The sequence below is a fragment of the Roseovarius sp. 10 genome (assembly GCF_033100315.1).
GTDB lineage: Bacteria > Pseudomonadota > Alphaproteobacteria > Rhodobacterales > Rhodobacteraceae > M30B80.
The window spans coordinates 202,966-217,567 of the sequence record NZ_JAWLVH010000002.1 but is presented as its reverse complement, the minus strand read 5'-3'; the positions used below and the strand labels follow the sequence as shown (position 1 = coordinate 217,567).

The 14,602-nt window shown below is 56.0% G+C and carries 15 protein-coding genes; 13 read left to right on the top strand and 2 right to left on the bottom strand.

What is annotated here, in order from left to right:
- Positions 1-8 precede the first annotated feature (8 nt).
- The 8 genes from RYZ18_RS08305 (at position 9) to RYZ18_RS08270 (ending at position 8,785) form a co-directional block, all read left to right on the top strand.
- A complete protein-coding gene (locus RYZ18_RS08305) occupies positions 9-1,022 on the top strand; it encodes a TRAP transporter substrate-binding protein (protein ID WP_317656140.1) in 1,014 nt (337 codons plus the stop codon).
- Positions 1,023-1,141: 119 nt separating this feature from the next.
- Positions 1,142-1,945 carry a TRAP transporter small permease subunit gene (locus tag RYZ18_RS08300; protein WP_317656139.1) on the top strand — a complete coding sequence of 268 codons (804 nt, stop codon included), beginning with the start codon at positions 1,142-1,144 and terminating at the stop codon, positions 1,943-1,945.
- 2 nt (positions 1,946-1,947) lie between these two features.
- The gene (locus tag RYZ18_RS08295) at positions 1,948-3,576 is read left to right on the top strand and encodes a TRAP transporter large permease subunit (RefSeq protein ID WP_317656138.1); all 1,629 of its coding nucleotides are present in this window, start codon (positions 1,948-1,950) and stop codon (positions 3,574-3,576) included.
- 103 nt (positions 3,577-3,679) lie between these two features.
- Positions 3,680-5,170: an altronate dehydratase family protein gene (locus tag RYZ18_RS08290; RefSeq protein ID WP_317656137.1), complete on the top strand. Its 1,491-nt coding sequence runs from the start codon at positions 3,680-3,682 to the stop codon at positions 5,168-5,170.
- 10 nt (positions 5,171-5,180) lie between these two features.
- Positions 5,181-6,245 carry a Gfo/Idh/MocA family protein gene (locus tag RYZ18_RS08285; protein WP_317656136.1) on the top strand — a complete coding sequence of 355 codons (1,065 nt, stop codon included), beginning with the start codon at positions 5,181-5,183 and terminating at the stop codon, positions 6,243-6,245.
- Between the two features lie 20 nt (positions 6,246-6,265).
- Positions 6,266-7,156, top strand: coding sequence for an NAD(P)-dependent oxidoreductase (locus RYZ18_RS08280; RefSeq protein WP_317656135.1), 891 nt, complete (start codon positions 6,266-6,268; stop codon positions 7,154-7,156).
- Positions 7,153-7,875, top strand: a complete 723-nt coding sequence (locus tag RYZ18_RS08275) for an SDR family oxidoreductase (protein WP_317656133.1) — start codon at positions 7,153-7,155, stop codon at positions 7,873-7,875. Before RYZ18_RS08280 ends, RYZ18_RS08275 begins: the two co-directional genes overlap by 4 nt.
- Positions 7,876-7,882: 7 nt before the next feature.
- On the top strand, positions 7,883-8,785 hold the full coding sequence (locus RYZ18_RS08270) for a DMT family transporter (RefSeq protein WP_317656131.1): 903 nt from the start codon (positions 7,883-7,885) through the stop codon (positions 8,783-8,785).
- Positions 8,786-8,838: 53 nt separating this feature from the next.
- Here RYZ18_RS08270 and RYZ18_RS08265 read toward each other — a convergent pair whose 3' ends face one another.
- Together RYZ18_RS08265 and RYZ18_RS08260 are read right to left on the bottom strand one after the other, a co-directional pair.
- Positions 8,839-9,576: an SDR family oxidoreductase gene (locus RYZ18_RS08265; RefSeq protein WP_317656130.1), complete on the bottom strand. Its 738-nt coding sequence runs from the start codon at positions 9,574-9,576 to the stop codon at positions 8,839-8,841.
- A 36-nt stretch (positions 9,577-9,612) separates the two neighbouring features.
- Entirely contained in the window at positions 9,613-11,394 is a 1,782-nt protein-coding gene (locus RYZ18_RS08260) for an IlvD/Edd family dehydratase (RefSeq protein ID WP_317656129.1), read from the bottom strand.
- A gap of 171 nt (positions 11,395-11,565) precedes the next feature.
- Here RYZ18_RS08260 and RYZ18_RS08255 point away from each other — a divergent pair, with 171 nt between their 5' ends.
- From RYZ18_RS08255 to RYZ18_RS08235, 5 genes are read left to right on the top strand one after another with little or no spacing between them, the layout of a single operon-like run.
- Positions 11,566-12,045 (top strand): hypothetical protein, encoded by a 480-nt coding sequence (locus RYZ18_RS08255; protein WP_317656128.1) that lies wholly within the window; start codon positions 11,566-11,568, stop codon positions 12,043-12,045.
- Entirely contained in the window at positions 12,045-12,770 is a 726-nt protein-coding gene (locus RYZ18_RS08250) for an AzlC family ABC transporter permease (RefSeq protein WP_317656127.1), read from the top strand. Before RYZ18_RS08255 ends, RYZ18_RS08250 begins: the two co-directional genes overlap by 1 nt.
- Positions 12,767-13,096, top strand: a complete 330-nt coding sequence (locus RYZ18_RS08245; RefSeq protein ID WP_317656126.1) for an AzlD domain-containing protein — start codon at positions 12,767-12,769, stop codon at positions 13,094-13,096. Before RYZ18_RS08250 ends, RYZ18_RS08245 begins: the two co-directional genes overlap by 4 nt.
- Positions 13,097-13,111: 15 nt before the next feature.
- Positions 13,112-13,816, top strand: a complete 705-nt coding sequence (locus tag RYZ18_RS08240; protein ID WP_317656124.1) for an RraA family protein — start codon at positions 13,112-13,114, stop codon at positions 13,814-13,816.
- 15 nt (positions 13,817-13,831) lie between these two features.
- Positions 13,832-14,596 carry an SDR family NAD(P)-dependent oxidoreductase gene (locus RYZ18_RS08235; RefSeq protein WP_317656122.1) on the top strand — a complete coding sequence of 255 codons (765 nt, stop codon included), beginning with the start codon at positions 13,832-13,834 and terminating at the stop codon, positions 14,594-14,596.
- Positions 14,597-14,602 lie beyond the last annotated feature (6 nt).

The window sequence follows — 14,602 nt, the reverse complement described above, 5'->3', positions numbered from 1 at the left end:
AGGAAGAGATGAAACTCAACACTTTGTTCACGACAGCGGCGGCAACCGCTTTGCTCGCAGGTGCTGCAATCGCAGAACCTGTCACTTTGCGCATTCAAACGCATTACGCGACTGAGCACCCAACAGGCCAGCGTCTGGCCCAGTGGGTGGATGATGTTCAGACCATGTCTGGCGGCGACATCACCATCGAAATGTTCTATTCGTCTTCGGTTGTTGGCTCGGTTGAAACCTTTGACGCTGCAATCAACGGCATCCTAGATTGTGACGCGACAGGCGGTGCTTACCAGACAGGTAAGAACCCAGCGTTCCAGTTCGTTGGCGACATCATGGGCGGCTATGAAACCGCATGGCAGCAGTATTCATGGCTCTACTACGGTGGCGGCTATGAGGCGGCGCAGGAGCTTTACAACGAATATAACATGCAGCTGATTGGTTGGTCGATCTACGGCCAAGAATCCATGTCTTCATCGCGCCCATTGGCAGGGTTTGAAGATCTGGTTGGCTGGAAGTTCCGTTCCCCTCCAGGCATGGAAACCGAGATTTTCGAAAAGCTCGGCGCAACCCCAATCGTGATGGATTTCACCGAAATCTTTACCGCGCTTGAGACAGGCATCATTGATGGTGCGGACGCATCTGGTCTGGCCAACAACGTGGGTCTTGGTCTTTACGACATCGTAAGCCATGCAACCTATCCTGGCTTCCACTCGATGCCATCTGACCACTTGGCCTGTAACCTTGATGTCTGGAACGGTCTGACAGAACAGCAGCGCCGTATCATCGAGACTGCATGGCAGAAGCTGTCCTTCCAGATCGCTCTCTACAACGACCGCGCTAACGCGGCCGCTGCAGCCGAGCTGACTGCGCAAGGCGTGACGCTTTATAACTGGTCGGCCGAAGATCGCGCGACCTTCCGTGCGGCCGCTCAGGAAGCATGGGCTGACTGGGCGACACGTTCCCCAGAAGCTGCAGCACTGGTTGAAAGCCATGTTGCCTACATGACTGAGCTTGGTCTGATCGACTAATCTGACCCAAAAGGTTTCAGGCGCGTAAGTGCGTCTGAAACCAACCAGTTATGTAAGCCCCCGAATGGCGGGGGCTTACCCTTCTTTTCAAATTTTTTACCTCAAGGGGGAGGAAGGCAATGGCTCAAGACAGCCTTTGGTTGGGATCGCTGAGAAAACCGATACGCAGTGCTGCGATTGGTTTTGGGGTGATTACGGCCTTGATTTACGCCTATATGGTTTTCGGTCAGCTTGCCTTCGAAGATCCCATTGGGATGCATGAGATGATCCGCCCTGCGGGGCGTCCGCTTGTAGCGGTTATGCTGTTGGCCATCTTAGGCACATTTGTTTGTGCATCACTCTACCTGTCTGACACCAAAGGCGCGATTGAATCCCAGCCGAATGGTTTTTTTGATGTGTTGTCGCTTGTGACATCGCGTATGGCGATGATGATGACCGCGTTGATCGTTCTTGTGATGTTTTACGAGGTTGTCGCACGTTACGTATTTGGCCAGCCTACGCTTTGGGCCAATGAGCTGTCTCTCTGGCTTGCGGCCTTCGTGTTCCTGTTTGCGGGCCAATACGCCATGCAGCAGCGCAGCCACATTCGTATCTATGTGATTTATGATATGATGCCCCGTTGGGCACAGAAATCTGCGGATGTTTTTTCAACCGTTCTGATCGTTTTGTTCGCCGTTGCAATGATCTGGGGCGGATACACGGACGCGGTGACGCGCATGATGCGGATGGAGACATTCGGCACGGCGTGGGATCCACCCATTCCGGGTGTTGTTAAACCTGCCATTCTCTTCATCATTGCTTTGGTGGCCGTGCAGGCTGTCTCAAACCTGATTTCTGATTGGCACAAAGCCCCTGAACATCTGGCGCATGACGATATCGATGAGATCGAAATCGAAAACATCCGCAAGACCTTGGAGCAATAAAGATGGAATTTTTGGAACTCTTTGCTTGGCTCAAGGTCGATAGCCTCGCTACGATCAGCCTTGTCTTGCTGCTTGGCATCTTCGCCCTTTTGGCGATTGGTATGCCATTGGGCTTTGCCTCGGCCTTCTTGGCAATCGTGGTCTTGGTCATGAAGTTTGGGCCTGAACTGTTGTTCAAAGATTTTGGACGCGGGCCTTTGTCGGTTGTTGCCCAAGCGGTCTACCGACAAATGACCAATTACGTTCTCATATCTGTGCCGCTCTTTATCTTTATGGCGGCGCTGCTTGAGCGCTGCGGCATTGCGCGCGACATGTATTCTTCGCTCAATGTCTGGCTCAGCCGCACCCGCGGCGGCATTGCTGTGGTGACAGCCATTATGGCGGTGATCATGGCGGCCATGTCGGGGATCATCGGTGGTGAGGTTGTTCTCTTGGGCCTGATCGCCCTGCCTCAGATGCTGCGCTTGGGGTATAACCAGAACCTCGCCATCGGCACGATTTGCGCGTCTGGTTCGCTTGGCACCATGATCCCCCCGTCCATCGTTTTGATCTTCTACGGCCTTGTCACCGAAACCTCGATCAAAGCGCTGTTCACGGCGTCCTTCTTGCCGGGCTTTATGTTGGCGACCTTCTTTATCGTCTACATTTTGGTGCGCACCAACCTAAACCCAAGCCTTGCGCCTTTGCCTGAGGCCGAACCAAGTATGCCAGAAGGCAGCGAGAAGCTGCTGCGGTTCCTTGGCTTCTTAGGTAAGTTCACCATGTGGATCACAGGTGTTTTGTTGCTGCGCGCCTTGTTCTTCACTGTAACGGGCGAAAACGTGGTCACCGAAGGTGTCGATCCGATCCCATTGGGGATGGTGTCTGATATTCCTTATATCATCGGGGCTTTCGCCATCGCGGCTGTGACTGTCTATTTCATCGTTGGCAAAGAGCGCACCGCCGAAGGGTGGGAAATGGGCAAAGGTCTGATTGCACCGACTGTTGTGATCGGGGTTGTTCTTGGCTCGATTTACATGGGGATTACAGGGATCACCGAAGCGGCTGGCATGGGCGTTGTTGCGGTGTTTGTCATCGGCCTGATCCGCCGTGAGATGACCTTTGACATCGTCTGGGACAGCCTCATGCGCACGCTGAAATCCACGGGCACCATTATCTGGGTGACGATTGGTGCAGCCTCGCTTGCGGCGGCCTACACATTGGCGGGTGGCCCCACCTATGTGGCGAACCTGATTGTGGCCTCTGATCTGCCCACGATGGGCGTGATCCTGATGATGATGTTGATCTTCCTCATCATGGGCATGTTCATGGATTGGATTGGTATCGTGCTTTTGGTGATGCCTGTCTTCTTGCCGATTGTGTTGCGTCTGCCTGTTGAGGAGATTGGCATCTTCGGTGAACTTGATCCGCGTCAGGTCGCCATTTGGTTCGGCGTGGTGTTCTGTATGAACATGCAGGTCAGTTTCCTGTCGCCACCCTTTGGCCCTGCGGCCTTCTACCTCAAGTCGGTGGCGCCACCCCATATCACGCTGACAGCGATTTTCCGTGGTTTCTTGCCCTTTATCGCGCTTCAGCTTCTGGCCCTCAGCGTTCTGCTGATTTGGCCACCCATTGTGACATTGTTCCTCTGATCTCAGGGGACAGGTCAAACATCATTGGGGCGCGCGCGAGGGTCACACACCTTGCGCGCGCTCTGTCGTCAAACGGCCATTTGGTAGGTTAGGTCATTCATCCATGAAAACGGTGCGTCTCTCTCAAGCGGATAATGTAGTTACGGCCTTGCAGGCCTTGGAGGTTGGCGAGGAGGGCGCGCGCGAACTGATCCCGCGCGGCCATAAGATCGCGACCGCTGACATTGCCAAAGGGGCACCCGTGCGCAAATATGCGCAGATCATTGGCTATGCCGCCGAAGATATTGCGCAGGGTGCGCATGTGCATACCCATAATCTGGAATTCCGAAATGTGGATACCGATTATGAGTTTGCCACCAACCTGCACCCCGTGCCTCCTGCCACAGAAACCGATTACTTCATGGGTTATCGCCGCGCGACAGGGCGGGTTGGAACGCGCAATTACATCGCGGTTCTGACCAGTGTGAATTGCTCGGCCACAGCGGCAAGGTTGATTGCCGAACATTTCACGCCCGAGCGTCTGGCCGATTATCCAAATGTGGATGGCGTTGTGGCCTTTGTGCATGGCACAGGTTGCGCCATGGGGGGCGATGGCACGGGGTTTGAACTGCTCCAGCGCACGCTATGGGGCTATGCGCGCAACCCCAATGTGGGCGGCGTTCTGATGGCGGGCTTGGGCTGCGAGATGATGCAGATCGACTGGTTGATCGAGGCCTATGGATTAAAGCCCGGCCCGTTGTTCCAGACGATGAATATCCAAGACATTGGCGGTTTGCGCCGCACGGTGGACTGGGGAATTGAAAAGATCAACGCCATGCTGCCCGTGGTCAATGATGTGAAGCGCGAGAAATGCCCCGCATCCGAATTGATGGTGGCGCTGCAATGTGGGGGGTCTGACGCGTGGTCGGGGATTACGGCGAACCCTGCGGTTGGCTATGCCTGTGATCTTTTGGTTGCACAGGGCGGCACGGGTGTCTTGGCCGAAACGCCCGAGATTTACGGGGCAGAGCATCTTTTGACGGCCCGCGCGGCGGATCGCGCGGTGGGCGATAAGCTGATTGAGCTGATCAAATGGTGGGAAGGCTATACATCGCGCAATGGTGGCTCGATGGATAACAACCCTTCCCCTGGCAATAAGAAGGGCGGTTTGACCACTATTCTTGAGAAATCCTTGGGTGCTGCGGCCAAGGGGGGCACCACACCGCTGACAGGGGTTTATAAATATGCTGAGCCTGTCACCGCCAAAGGCTTCACCTTCATGGACAGCCCCGGCTATGACCCTGCAAGCGTCACAGGTCAAATCGCCAGTGGCTGTAATTTGGTCGTCTTTACGACTGGGCGTGGCTCTGCCTTTGGATCTAAACCATCGCCCACGCTCAAAGTGGCGACCAATACCGAAATGTATAATCGCTTGATCGAAGATATGGATGTGAATGCAGGCCGCATCTTGACCGAAGGTGCTTCGGTTGAGGAGGTTGGCCGCGAGATTTACGAAGCATGGTTGCGCATGGCTTCGGGCGAAAAATCGAAATCCGAAGCGCAGGGCTTGGGCGATTTTGAATTCGTGCCATGGCAAGTTGGCGCGGTGATGTAAGGGGGCAGTTTTGGGTCAGCCACTTCCGCTTTGTGTAATTGGCGCAGGCTCAATCGGCATGCGCCATGTCGAGGTGGCACAGGCCTCGCCGCTGATTGCTTTGACCGCAATTGTCGAGGCCGATGAGACACGCCGCGCAGATTTGGCTGCGCAGGGCTTGCCGATGGTGGCAAGTCTTGAGGATGTGCCAAAGGCCACCGCTGCCGCAGTCATTGCCACACCGACACCCGCCCATCACCAAAACGCGCTTGATCTGATTGGTCAGGGCTTGGGGGTGATTGTAGAAAAACCTCTGACCGCGACCATGGCCGAAGGCCGTGCCGTAATCCATGCGGCGGATGCAGCAGGCGTGCCTTTGGTGACAGGTCATCACCGCCGCTGCCACCCATTCACCATTGCCGCCCGCGCACGGCTTGCTGACATTGGCGATTTGGTTGGGGTTCAAGGCCTTTGGTCGTTGCGCAAACATGACCGCTATTACGACCCGCTATGGCGCCGCAGTGCAGGTGCGGGGCCATTGATGACCAATCTCAGCCATGAGATAGACCTGCTTCGGTTCTTGATCGGTAATCTGTCACAGGTGACTGCTCTCACATCCTCGGCGCGGCGGGGCTTTGAGATTGAGGACACAGCCGCCCTTGCGCTCCGCTTTGAAAACGGGGCGTTGGGGTCATTTCTGATCTCAGATGCAGGGGCCTCACCTTGGAGCTTTGAGGCAGGCACATATGAAAACCCCGCCATTGCAGGAACGGGGCAGGATTACCTCCGTATCACGGGCACCAAAGGTGCTTTGGAATTCCCTTCGCTGAAACTCTGGCACGCCGATTATGAGGGCGAGGTGGAATGGTCAAAGGGCCTGTCGGCGGATGCAGGGCAAAGTTTCGCGCGCATTGACCCAATCCGCGCACAGATGGAGCGGTTTGCAGCCCTGATGGCGGGCAAGGCGGATGATGTCTTGTGCAGCGGTGCCGATGGTCTGGCGGCGATGGAGGCCACTTTGGCCACCGCCCTATCGGCCAAACAGGGGCAACCTGTGGCACGCGGTGAAGTGCCGCCAGATTTCCGTGGTATTTAAAGAGCATAAAAGGAGAGCGCATGACGGCACATATTGGATTTATCGGGCTCGGCCTTATGGGGCGCGCGATGGTGTCTTGCCTCTTGGATGCAGGCCACCCTGTCACGGTTTTGGGTCATAAAGACCGCAGCGGCCTTGAGGCGGCGATTGCAAAAGGCGCGGTTGAGGCGACAGATGCGGCAAGCCTAACGGCGGCGGTCGATATTGTGATGCTTTGCATGGGAACATCGGCACAGGTTGAGGCGCGCATGTTTGGCGATACAGGTGTCTTGGCGGCAGCAAAGCCTGACCAAATTGTGATTGATTTTGGCACATCATTGCCCGCCTCCACGCTGAAGATCGGGGCGGCTCTGGCCGAGAAAGGCGCAATTTACCTCGATGCGCCTTTGGGGCGCACCCCTGCCCATGCCTATGAGGGCAAGTTGAATATCATGTGTGCGGGGGATGAAGATGCTTATGCGCGCGTGAAGCCCATCTTGGATATCTTGGGCGAAAACGTCTTTCACCTCGGAAAACTTGGCAACGGCCATACGATCAAGCTGATCAATAATTACTTTGCGATGACCACGGCGATTTCAATGGCCGAGGCCTTTGCACTGGCCGATGAGGCGGGGATCGCGCGCCAATCGCTTTATGAGGTGATGGCAGCTGGGCCAAACCATTCGGGCATGATGCAATTTATACGCAATTACGCCACGGACGGGCAGATTGATCTGGCGTTTTCGGCACAAAATGCGGCCAAAGATGTCGGATATTACAGGCAAATGGCCGAAGATTTGGGCCTCAATAGCCGTATGTCGGGCGCGGCGAATGCGACACTGGCTGAAATTGTCGCAGGCGGTGCGGGGGATTTGATGGTGCCACAGATTGTGGACTGGATGGCAGAAAATTTGGGAAGGAAATCATCATGAGACTGCAAGGGAAGCGTGTATTTGTAACAGCCGCAGGGCAGGGGATTGGGCGGGCCAGTGCAATCGCCCTTGCGCGTGAAGGGGCGCATGTCATTGCTACAGATTTGCATGATAAATTCCTCACCGATCTCGATGTCGCTGAAAGCTTTGCGTTGAACGTTCTCGATAAGGCAGCTTTGGTTGAAGCCGTGACCAAGGCACAGCCCGATGTCTTGGTGAACTGCTCAGGCGTTGTGCATTCTGGCACGATTGAACAAGCCACTGATGACGAGTTTGATCTGGCGATGAACCTAAACGTGCGGGCACATTTCCATGCCATCCAAGCCGCCGTGCCCGGGATGCTTGAGCGGGGCCATGGGGCGATTGTGAATATCGCTTCGGTCTGCTCATCCCTTCGGGGTTTGCCGAACCGTTTTATCTACGGGACATCAAAGGGGGCGACCATTGCGCTGACCAAACAGGTGGCCGCTGATTACATCACCCGCGGGATCCGCGCCAATTGTATCGCGCCAGGCACAGTGGATACGCCAAGCCTTCAGGGGCGGTTGCATGCCACGGGCAATTATGAGCAAGCGATGAAAGATTTCGTGGCACGGCAGCCCATGGGGCGGCTTGGCACCGCTGATGAGATTGCCGAACTGGTCGTGTATCTGTCTTGCGATGAAAGCAAATATATGACGGGTCAATGCGTGGCCATTGACGGTGGCATGACGATGTAACCCAATCATGAGCGCCCCCGCCCCCAGAGAAAACCGCGTGCTTGCAGGTGTATTGACCATGGCCTTGGCTGTGATCTTTTTCACATGTATCGACACTTCGGCCAAATGGCTGAGCATTGCGGGCATCCCTGTTTTGCAGATTGTCTTTGCCCGTTATGCGGGTCATTTCATTTATGCATTGGCGATTTATCTGCCGCAGGAAGGGCGGGGCGTGTTTCACTCGAATGCGCCAACAAAACAAATTCTGCGCTCTTGTGCGCTATTTATCGGCACAATCATGAATTTTCAGGCGCTGAAATTCCTGCCGATTACCGTGACCACAACCATCTCTTTTGCAGGGCCGATTGTGATCACGCTTATGGCGATCCCCATCTTGGGTGAAAAGGTCGGCCTGCGCCGTATCATTGCGGTTTGTGTGGGGTTTTTGGGGGTGTTGATTGTGATCCAGCCGTGGGGGGCAGAATTCCACCCCGCGATGATCCTCAGCCTTGGAACGCTATTGATGGCCTCCACCTATTTCATCATGACGCGACTTTTGGCGGGGATCGAAACCAATGCCACCCAACAGGTCTGGTCAAGCGGCATTGCCACTGTTGCCTTGGCCCCATTCGCACTGAATGTCTGGGTATGGCCCCAGACACCGTTGGCATGGGTGATCCTGTGCATTATCGGCGGCTTTGGCGCGTTGGGGCATATTGCAGCCACCACCGCGCATCGGTGGGCGGATGCCTCGATCCTTGCGCCGATTATTTACACGCAGGTCTTTTGGGCGGCTTTGGTGGGGATTGTGATATTCAGCACTTACCCCACAATTTGGACCCTGGCAGGGGCGGCGATCATCATCGCTTCGGGCCTTTATATTTGGCAGCGCGAGCGGCAAAAGGGAAAGCGCCCCGTTCTGCCCGAATGAAAAGGGGCGCACCCTCATGGTGCGCCCCCTTTGCACTGCTTGTGCTGAACGGATCAGCCGCGCCCGATATAGGGCATATTCGTGGCCATGACAGTCATGAATTGCACATTCGCCTCAAGCGGCAATTCCGCCATATGCAGAACGGACGCGGCCACATGGGCCACATCCATCACGGGCTCAATCGCGATGCTGCCATCGGCCTGTGGCACGCCCTTGGTCATCTTTTCGGCCATATCCGTTAGGGCATTCCCAATATCAATCTGACCGCAGGCGATGTTGAAGGGACGTCCATCAAGGCTGATGGAACGGGTGAGCCCAGTGATCGCATGCTTAGATGCGGTGTAGGGGGCAGACCCCCACCGTGGCACATAGGCGGAAACCGAGCCATTATTGATGATGCGCCCCCCTTGTGGGGATTGCTTGCGCATGATGCCAAAGGCCGCGCGCGCGGCGATAAAGCTGCCTGTGACATTGATATCAATCAGGTTGCGCCAATCGCTGACGGAGAGTTCATCAATCGGTGCGCCGCCGAGACTGACACCTGCATTGTTGAACAGGGCATCCAAATGCCCCCATGCCTCATATGCGGAGTGAAAGGCACGCTCAACCTGCGCCTCATCGGTCACATCACAGGGCAGGATCAGCGCGTGATCATGGGCCTGTGCCGTTTCCTCCAAGGCTTCGGCGCGCCGTCCAATCAGACCCACGCGCCAACCCTGTTCAAGGAAATGGCGCGCTGTAGCACGGCCAACACCGCCCCCGCCCCCAGTGATGATAATCGTCTTGCCCATAATAGGCCTCCTTCGTATTGCGCTGCCACGCGTGCCTTAGTGGTTATCACGCGGCAGATCGCGTCCGATTTTCTGATAGGCTGTCGCCAATTCCAAACAGCCACCATCAGCCAATTGCCCCACATGGGTGCGGTAAATTTCCTGCCATGGGGTTTGATGGCGCAGTTCTGGTGGGCTCCAAGCATCAATGCGGGCCTGCCATTCCGCATCGTCCACCAAAGCGTTCAAGGTCGAGCTGTTGAAATCCAACCGCACCATGTCGCCCGTTTGAAGATAGGCAAGACCACCGCCAACAACGCTTTCAGGTGAGGCGTTGAGGATCGAGGGGCTTTCGGATGTGCCAGATTGGCGGCCATCGCCCACTGTTGGCAAGTGGCTGATGCCTTGGCGGATGATGTGATCTGGTGGCTGCATATTCACCACCTCCGCCGAACCGGGATAGCCAACCGCACCAACCCCGCGAATGAACAAGATCGTGCGTTCATCAATACCAAGTGCGGGGTCATTCACGCGGTCATGGTAATCTTCAGGGCCTTCAAACACGACCGCCTTTGCCTCGAACACCCCTTCATTTCCAGGTTCCGAGAGAAAGCGCTCGCGGAAATCTGCGGAGATCACGGATGTTTTCATCAAGGCGCTGTCAAAGAGATTGCCTGACAAAACCTTAAACCCAGCATTCTTCCGCAGGGGTTTGTCGTAGGTGGTGATTACACTGTGATCGCGCGAGCTGTGACCATTTAGGTTTTCCCCCATGCTCTGGCCTGTCGCGGTCATTGCATCTTCGTGGATGCGGCCCGCTTTGCGCAGCTCTGCCATGATCGCAGGCACGCCGCCCGCACGGAAGAAGCTTTCCCCCAAATACTCGCCCGCGGGCTGCATGTTCAGCATCAAGGGAACATCATAGCCGATCTTTTCCCAGTCGCGCACATTCAGCTCAACGCCGATATGACGGGCAACGGCCTGCAAATGTGGTGGGGCGTTGGTCGACCCGCCAATCGCAGCGTTGACGACTATGGCATTCTCAAAGGCCTTGCGTGTCATGATGTCTGAGGGTTTGAGGTCTTCATAAACCATCTGCACGATCCGCTTGCCCGTTTCATAGGCCATCGCCATCCGCTCGCGGAACGGGGCGGGAATTGCGGAATTGCCCGTGAGAGACATCCCCAACGCCTCCGCCATCGCGTTCATGGTCGAGGCTGTGCCCATCGTATTGCAATGTCCCAGAGAGGGCGCAGAGGAGCAGACGCGCGACATGAATTCTTCGTAATCAATCTCGCCTGCGGCCAAAAGGCGGCGGCTTTCCCAGACAATCATGCCTGATCCTGCGCGCTTGCCATTCCACCAGCCATCCAACATCGGGCCGCCATTGAGCGCGATTGCTGGCAGGTCGACAGTTGCGGCCCCCATCAGCATGGCGGGCGTGGTCTTGTCACAGCCCGTGGTCAGCACAACCCCGTCAATCGGATAGCCGTGCAGCACCTCGACCAAAGACAAGTATTGCAGGTTTCGATCCAGCGCGGCGGTCGGGCGTTTTCCAGTCTCTTGGATTGGATGCACGGGGAATTCCATCGGCACACCGCCTGCCTCACGGATGCCTTGCTTGATCCGTTCCATCAAAAACACATGGATTTTATTACAAGGCGCCAAGTCCGAGCCCGTTTGCGCGATCCCGATGATGGGGCGTTCACTTTGCAATTCTTCGCGGGTGAAGGTCGAGTTTTGGTAACGCTCGACATATAGCGCGGTCATGCCTGGGTTGTTAGGATTGTCGAACCACTCTTGCGAGCGGAATCGTTTATTTGCACGGGTGTTGGACATTTTTTTCTCCCAATCCTCTCCCTGTCGATTTGGCGCTAAGCGGTGTGTCTACTTACACGCCCTCAGAGCAATCGTAATTTTGGTACACCATTTTCCATGGTTCTCTTGTTATAGAAAATTCAAATGGTATACCAAATGCAAGAGCAAAGCGATTTGAAGGTGGAAATCATTATGAAACCGATTGCTGTTTCTACGATTGCTGTTGGAATTTGGCTGATTGGCCCCGTGCCTGTGGCCGCGCAAGATGCCCGCGAAACCCTTAACGCCTGCCTTTCCGAGCGAATCGAAACCGAAGCGCAGCTGTTGGATTGTGTCAGCGCGGCAATCGAACCATGCCTGTCCGAGCCTGATGATATGAACGCGGTTGCGGCCCTGTGTTTTCGCGAGGCGCGTAGCCAGTTGGATGCAGGGATCAGCGCGGGCATGAGCGATCTGCGCGCCAGTGCCTCCGATGAGATTTCAACTTTGGTCAGTATCGAATTGAAATACGATATTCTCAGCGGCCTTTTGCAATGTGATCGCATGGAGGAATTGGCCGTGGCCCTGTCTGAGTATGACGCCGAAGCCATACAGCGCCAAAAAGCGCAATGTCAGGCCACAACTTCGGGGCTTGCCTATGCACGGCTGACCCTGCGCGGCAGGGAGAATTAATGCGCGAGATCACCACAACGCGCGCAGCCTTCTTCAAGGGGTATGTCGACTGCGCGCCCTTTATTCTGATTGTCGTGCCGTATTCCATGCTCTTTGGCGTGGTGGCCCGTGATGCGGGGCTTGATCTGCTGCAAACGATGACAATGACCGTTTTGGTGATTGCGGGGGCATCACAGTTCACCGCGGTCGCCCTGTTAAGCGACCAAGCGCCCGTGTTCATCGCACTTTTGGCGGCGCTTGTGGTGAACTTGCGGATGGCGATGTATTCGGCAGCCCTTGTGCCTTATGTGGGGCACGCCCGATTTTCGACCCGCGCGCTGATGGCCTATTTGATGGTGGATCAGGCCTTTGCGGTGGCTGTGCGCACCTATGAAGACCGCCCTGATATGCCACCCGCCCATCGGGTTGCCTATTACTTTGGCTGCATGGCGCTGATTTGTCCGTTTTGGTATGGCTGCACGTTTTTGGGTGCGGTCATCGGTGAGGCCATTCCTGCCTCTTTGTCTTTGGATTTTGCCGTGCCTGTATGCTTTATCGCCCTGACCGCGCCTTTGTTGCGGTCGGCCCCTCATGTATTTGCGGCCTTTGTCGCCGCCCTGATGGCCTTAGCCTTTGCATGGCTGCCATGGTCGCTGGGGTTGATCGTTGCGGCACTGTCGGGCCTGATTGCTGGCGCGCAGGCCGAGTTGTTCTTGCGCCGCCGCAAGGCCAAGGGGGCAGCATGATCGATACGGGCGATTTTTGGCTTTTGACGCTTTTGTTGGGGATTGGCACGTTCCTGATCCGCTTTTCCTTTCTGGGGATATTCGGGGGCCGCAGCCTGCCAGATTGGGCGCAGTTGCACCTGAAATATGTCGGTGTATCGGTCTTTCCTGCTTTGGTTGCGCCCTTGGTCATGTGGCCCGAGGCCACGGGGGGGCACATTGATCCTATCCGCATCGTGGCCGCTTTGGCGGCTTTCCTGATCGGTCTGCGCTTTGGCGTTATCTGGTCGATATGTGCGGGCATGGGCACGCTTTATGCGTTGCAATTCCTGTTGCCTAATTTGTGAGAAAGAGAGGCCACCATGATCCACGAGCCGCCGATTTTGACCATCCGAGAAAACTTCCCCCGTCCCACAGCGGCGCAGGTCGCGGCCTTTGAAGGTATCCCAACGGGCTATGTTTGTGATGCGATGGAGGGGCAGGGCGCGATGGAAAGCCTTATCCGCCCACTTTTTGCAGCCACAGGGGATCGCAGTCTTTACACCACGGTTGGTGTGGCCTTGGTGGCTGAAAATGGCCCCGCGGAAATCCTCGCCACGATGGGCGCGCTTCATATTCTGCAAAAGGGCGACATCGTGGTGGCCGCAATGAATGGGGGTAAGAATTGCTCGGCCTCTGGGGATCGGTTCTGTGGCATGCTGAAGAACAAAGGTGCCGCAGGCTTTGTCACAGATGGTGAGATGCGCGATTATGAGGGAATTTTAGAAACGCGCCTGCCTGTATTTTGCACGGGGCTCAGCCCCAATTCGCCTTATTCCAATGGCCCCGCTCGCGTGGGCTTCGGGGCGGTTGTCGGGGGGCGGCAGGTTCAAAGCGGCGACATTATCGTGGCGGATATCAACGGCGTTGTGGTTGTGCCTTTCTCGCGGATTGACGAGGTGATCGCCACCATAGGCGAGATCAGCGCAGCAGAAGATGCGCTTGATGAAAAAGTGCGCAATGGGTTTTGCGAAATGCCTGCCATTGCCGCGATGATCGCGGATGGTCGTGCGAAGATAGTGGATTAAGGGAAGGGACAGGACATGACAAAAGCAGAAAGCAAAATCGACCTCAGCGGTTTGTGCGCGGTGGTGACAGGCGGGGCCCAAGGGATTGGCTATGCGGTGGCCGCGCGCCTTTTACGCTCAGGCGCATCTGTGGCGCTTTGGGACATCAATGGTGATTTGAACGACAAGGCGGTGGCACAGCTTTCCAGCCTTGGGTCGGTGCAGGCCTTTGGCTGTAACGTCAGCGATTATGCATCGGTTGAGGCAGCCGCACAGGCAACCGAGGCCGCATTGGGCCGTATCGACATTCTGGTCAACAGCGCGGGCATTGCTGGGGCAAACGCGGTGGTTGAGGATTACAGCAATGACGAGTTCCGCCGCGTGGTCGAAATCAATTTGCTCGGCACCTATTTCACCAACAAGGCGGTTATCGCGGGGATGAAGGCGCGTAATTTTGGCCGCATCGTCAATATCGCCTCTATCGCAGGCAAAGAGGGCAACCCCAATGCCAGCGCCTATAGCGCCTCAAAGGCGGGGGTGATTGGCTTTACCAAATCCTTGGGCAAGGAATGTGCAGGCCACGATATTGCGGTGAATTGCGTCACACCTGCGGCCGCGCGCACGGCGATTTTTGACCAGATGACGGAAGAGCATATCAATTACATGCTCTCAAAAATCCCGCGCAATCGCTTCCTCGAGGTGGATGAGGCCGCCGCCATGATTGCATGGCTTGTCAGCCCCGAAAATTCCTTCACCACCGCATCGGTGTTCGATCTGTCAGGGGGACGCGCGACCTATTAAAGGGCG

Excerpts from the sequence above, each read along its gene's own strand:
- RYZ18_RS08305 (WP_317656140.1), top strand. The coding sequence starts at position 9 with ATGAAACTCAACACTTTGTTCACGACAGCGGCGGCAACCGCTTTGCTC.
- RYZ18_RS08300 (WP_317656139.1), top strand. The coding sequence starts at position 1,142 with ATGGCTCAAGACAGCCTTTGGTTGGGATCGCTGAGAAAACCGATACGC.
- RYZ18_RS08295 (WP_317656138.1), top strand. The coding sequence starts at position 1,948 with ATGGAATTTTTGGAACTCTTTGCTTGGCTCAAGGTCGATAGCCTCGCT.
- RYZ18_RS08290 (WP_317656137.1), top strand. The coding sequence starts at position 3,680 with ATGAAAACGGTGCGTCTCTCTCAAGCGGATAATGTAGTTACGGCCTTG.
- RYZ18_RS08280 (WP_317656135.1), top strand. The coding sequence starts at position 6,266 with ATGACGGCACATATTGGATTTATCGGGCTCGGCCTTATGGGGCGCGCG.
- RYZ18_RS08275 (WP_317656133.1), top strand. The coding sequence starts at position 7,153 with ATGAGACTGCAAGGGAAGCGTGTATTTGTAACAGCCGCAGGGCAGGGG.
- RYZ18_RS08270 (WP_317656131.1), top strand. The coding sequence starts at position 7,883 with ATGAGCGCCCCCGCCCCCAGAGAAAACCGCGTGCTTGCAGGTGTATTG.
- RYZ18_RS08265 (WP_317656130.1), bottom strand. The coding sequence starts at position 9,576 with ATGGGCAAGACGATTATCATCACTGGGGGCGGGGGCGGTGTTGGCCGT.
- RYZ18_RS08260 (WP_317656129.1), bottom strand. The coding sequence starts at position 11,394 with ATGTCCAACACCCGTGCAAATAAACGATTCCGCTCGCAAGAGTGGTTC.
- RYZ18_RS08255 (WP_317656128.1), top strand. The coding sequence starts at position 11,566 with ATGAAACCGATTGCTGTTTCTACGATTGCTGTTGGAATTTGGCTGATT.
- RYZ18_RS08250 (WP_317656127.1), top strand. The coding sequence starts at position 12,045 with ATGCGCGAGATCACCACAACGCGCGCAGCCTTCTTCAAGGGGTATGTC.
- RYZ18_RS08245 (WP_317656126.1), top strand. The coding sequence starts at position 12,767 with ATGATCGATACGGGCGATTTTTGGCTTTTGACGCTTTTGTTGGGGATT.
- RYZ18_RS08240 (WP_317656124.1), top strand. The coding sequence starts at position 13,112 with ATGATCCACGAGCCGCCGATTTTGACCATCCGAGAAAACTTCCCCCGT.
- RYZ18_RS08235 (WP_317656122.1), top strand. The coding sequence starts at position 13,832 with ATGACAAAAGCAGAAAGCAAAATCGACCTCAGCGGTTTGTGCGCGGTG.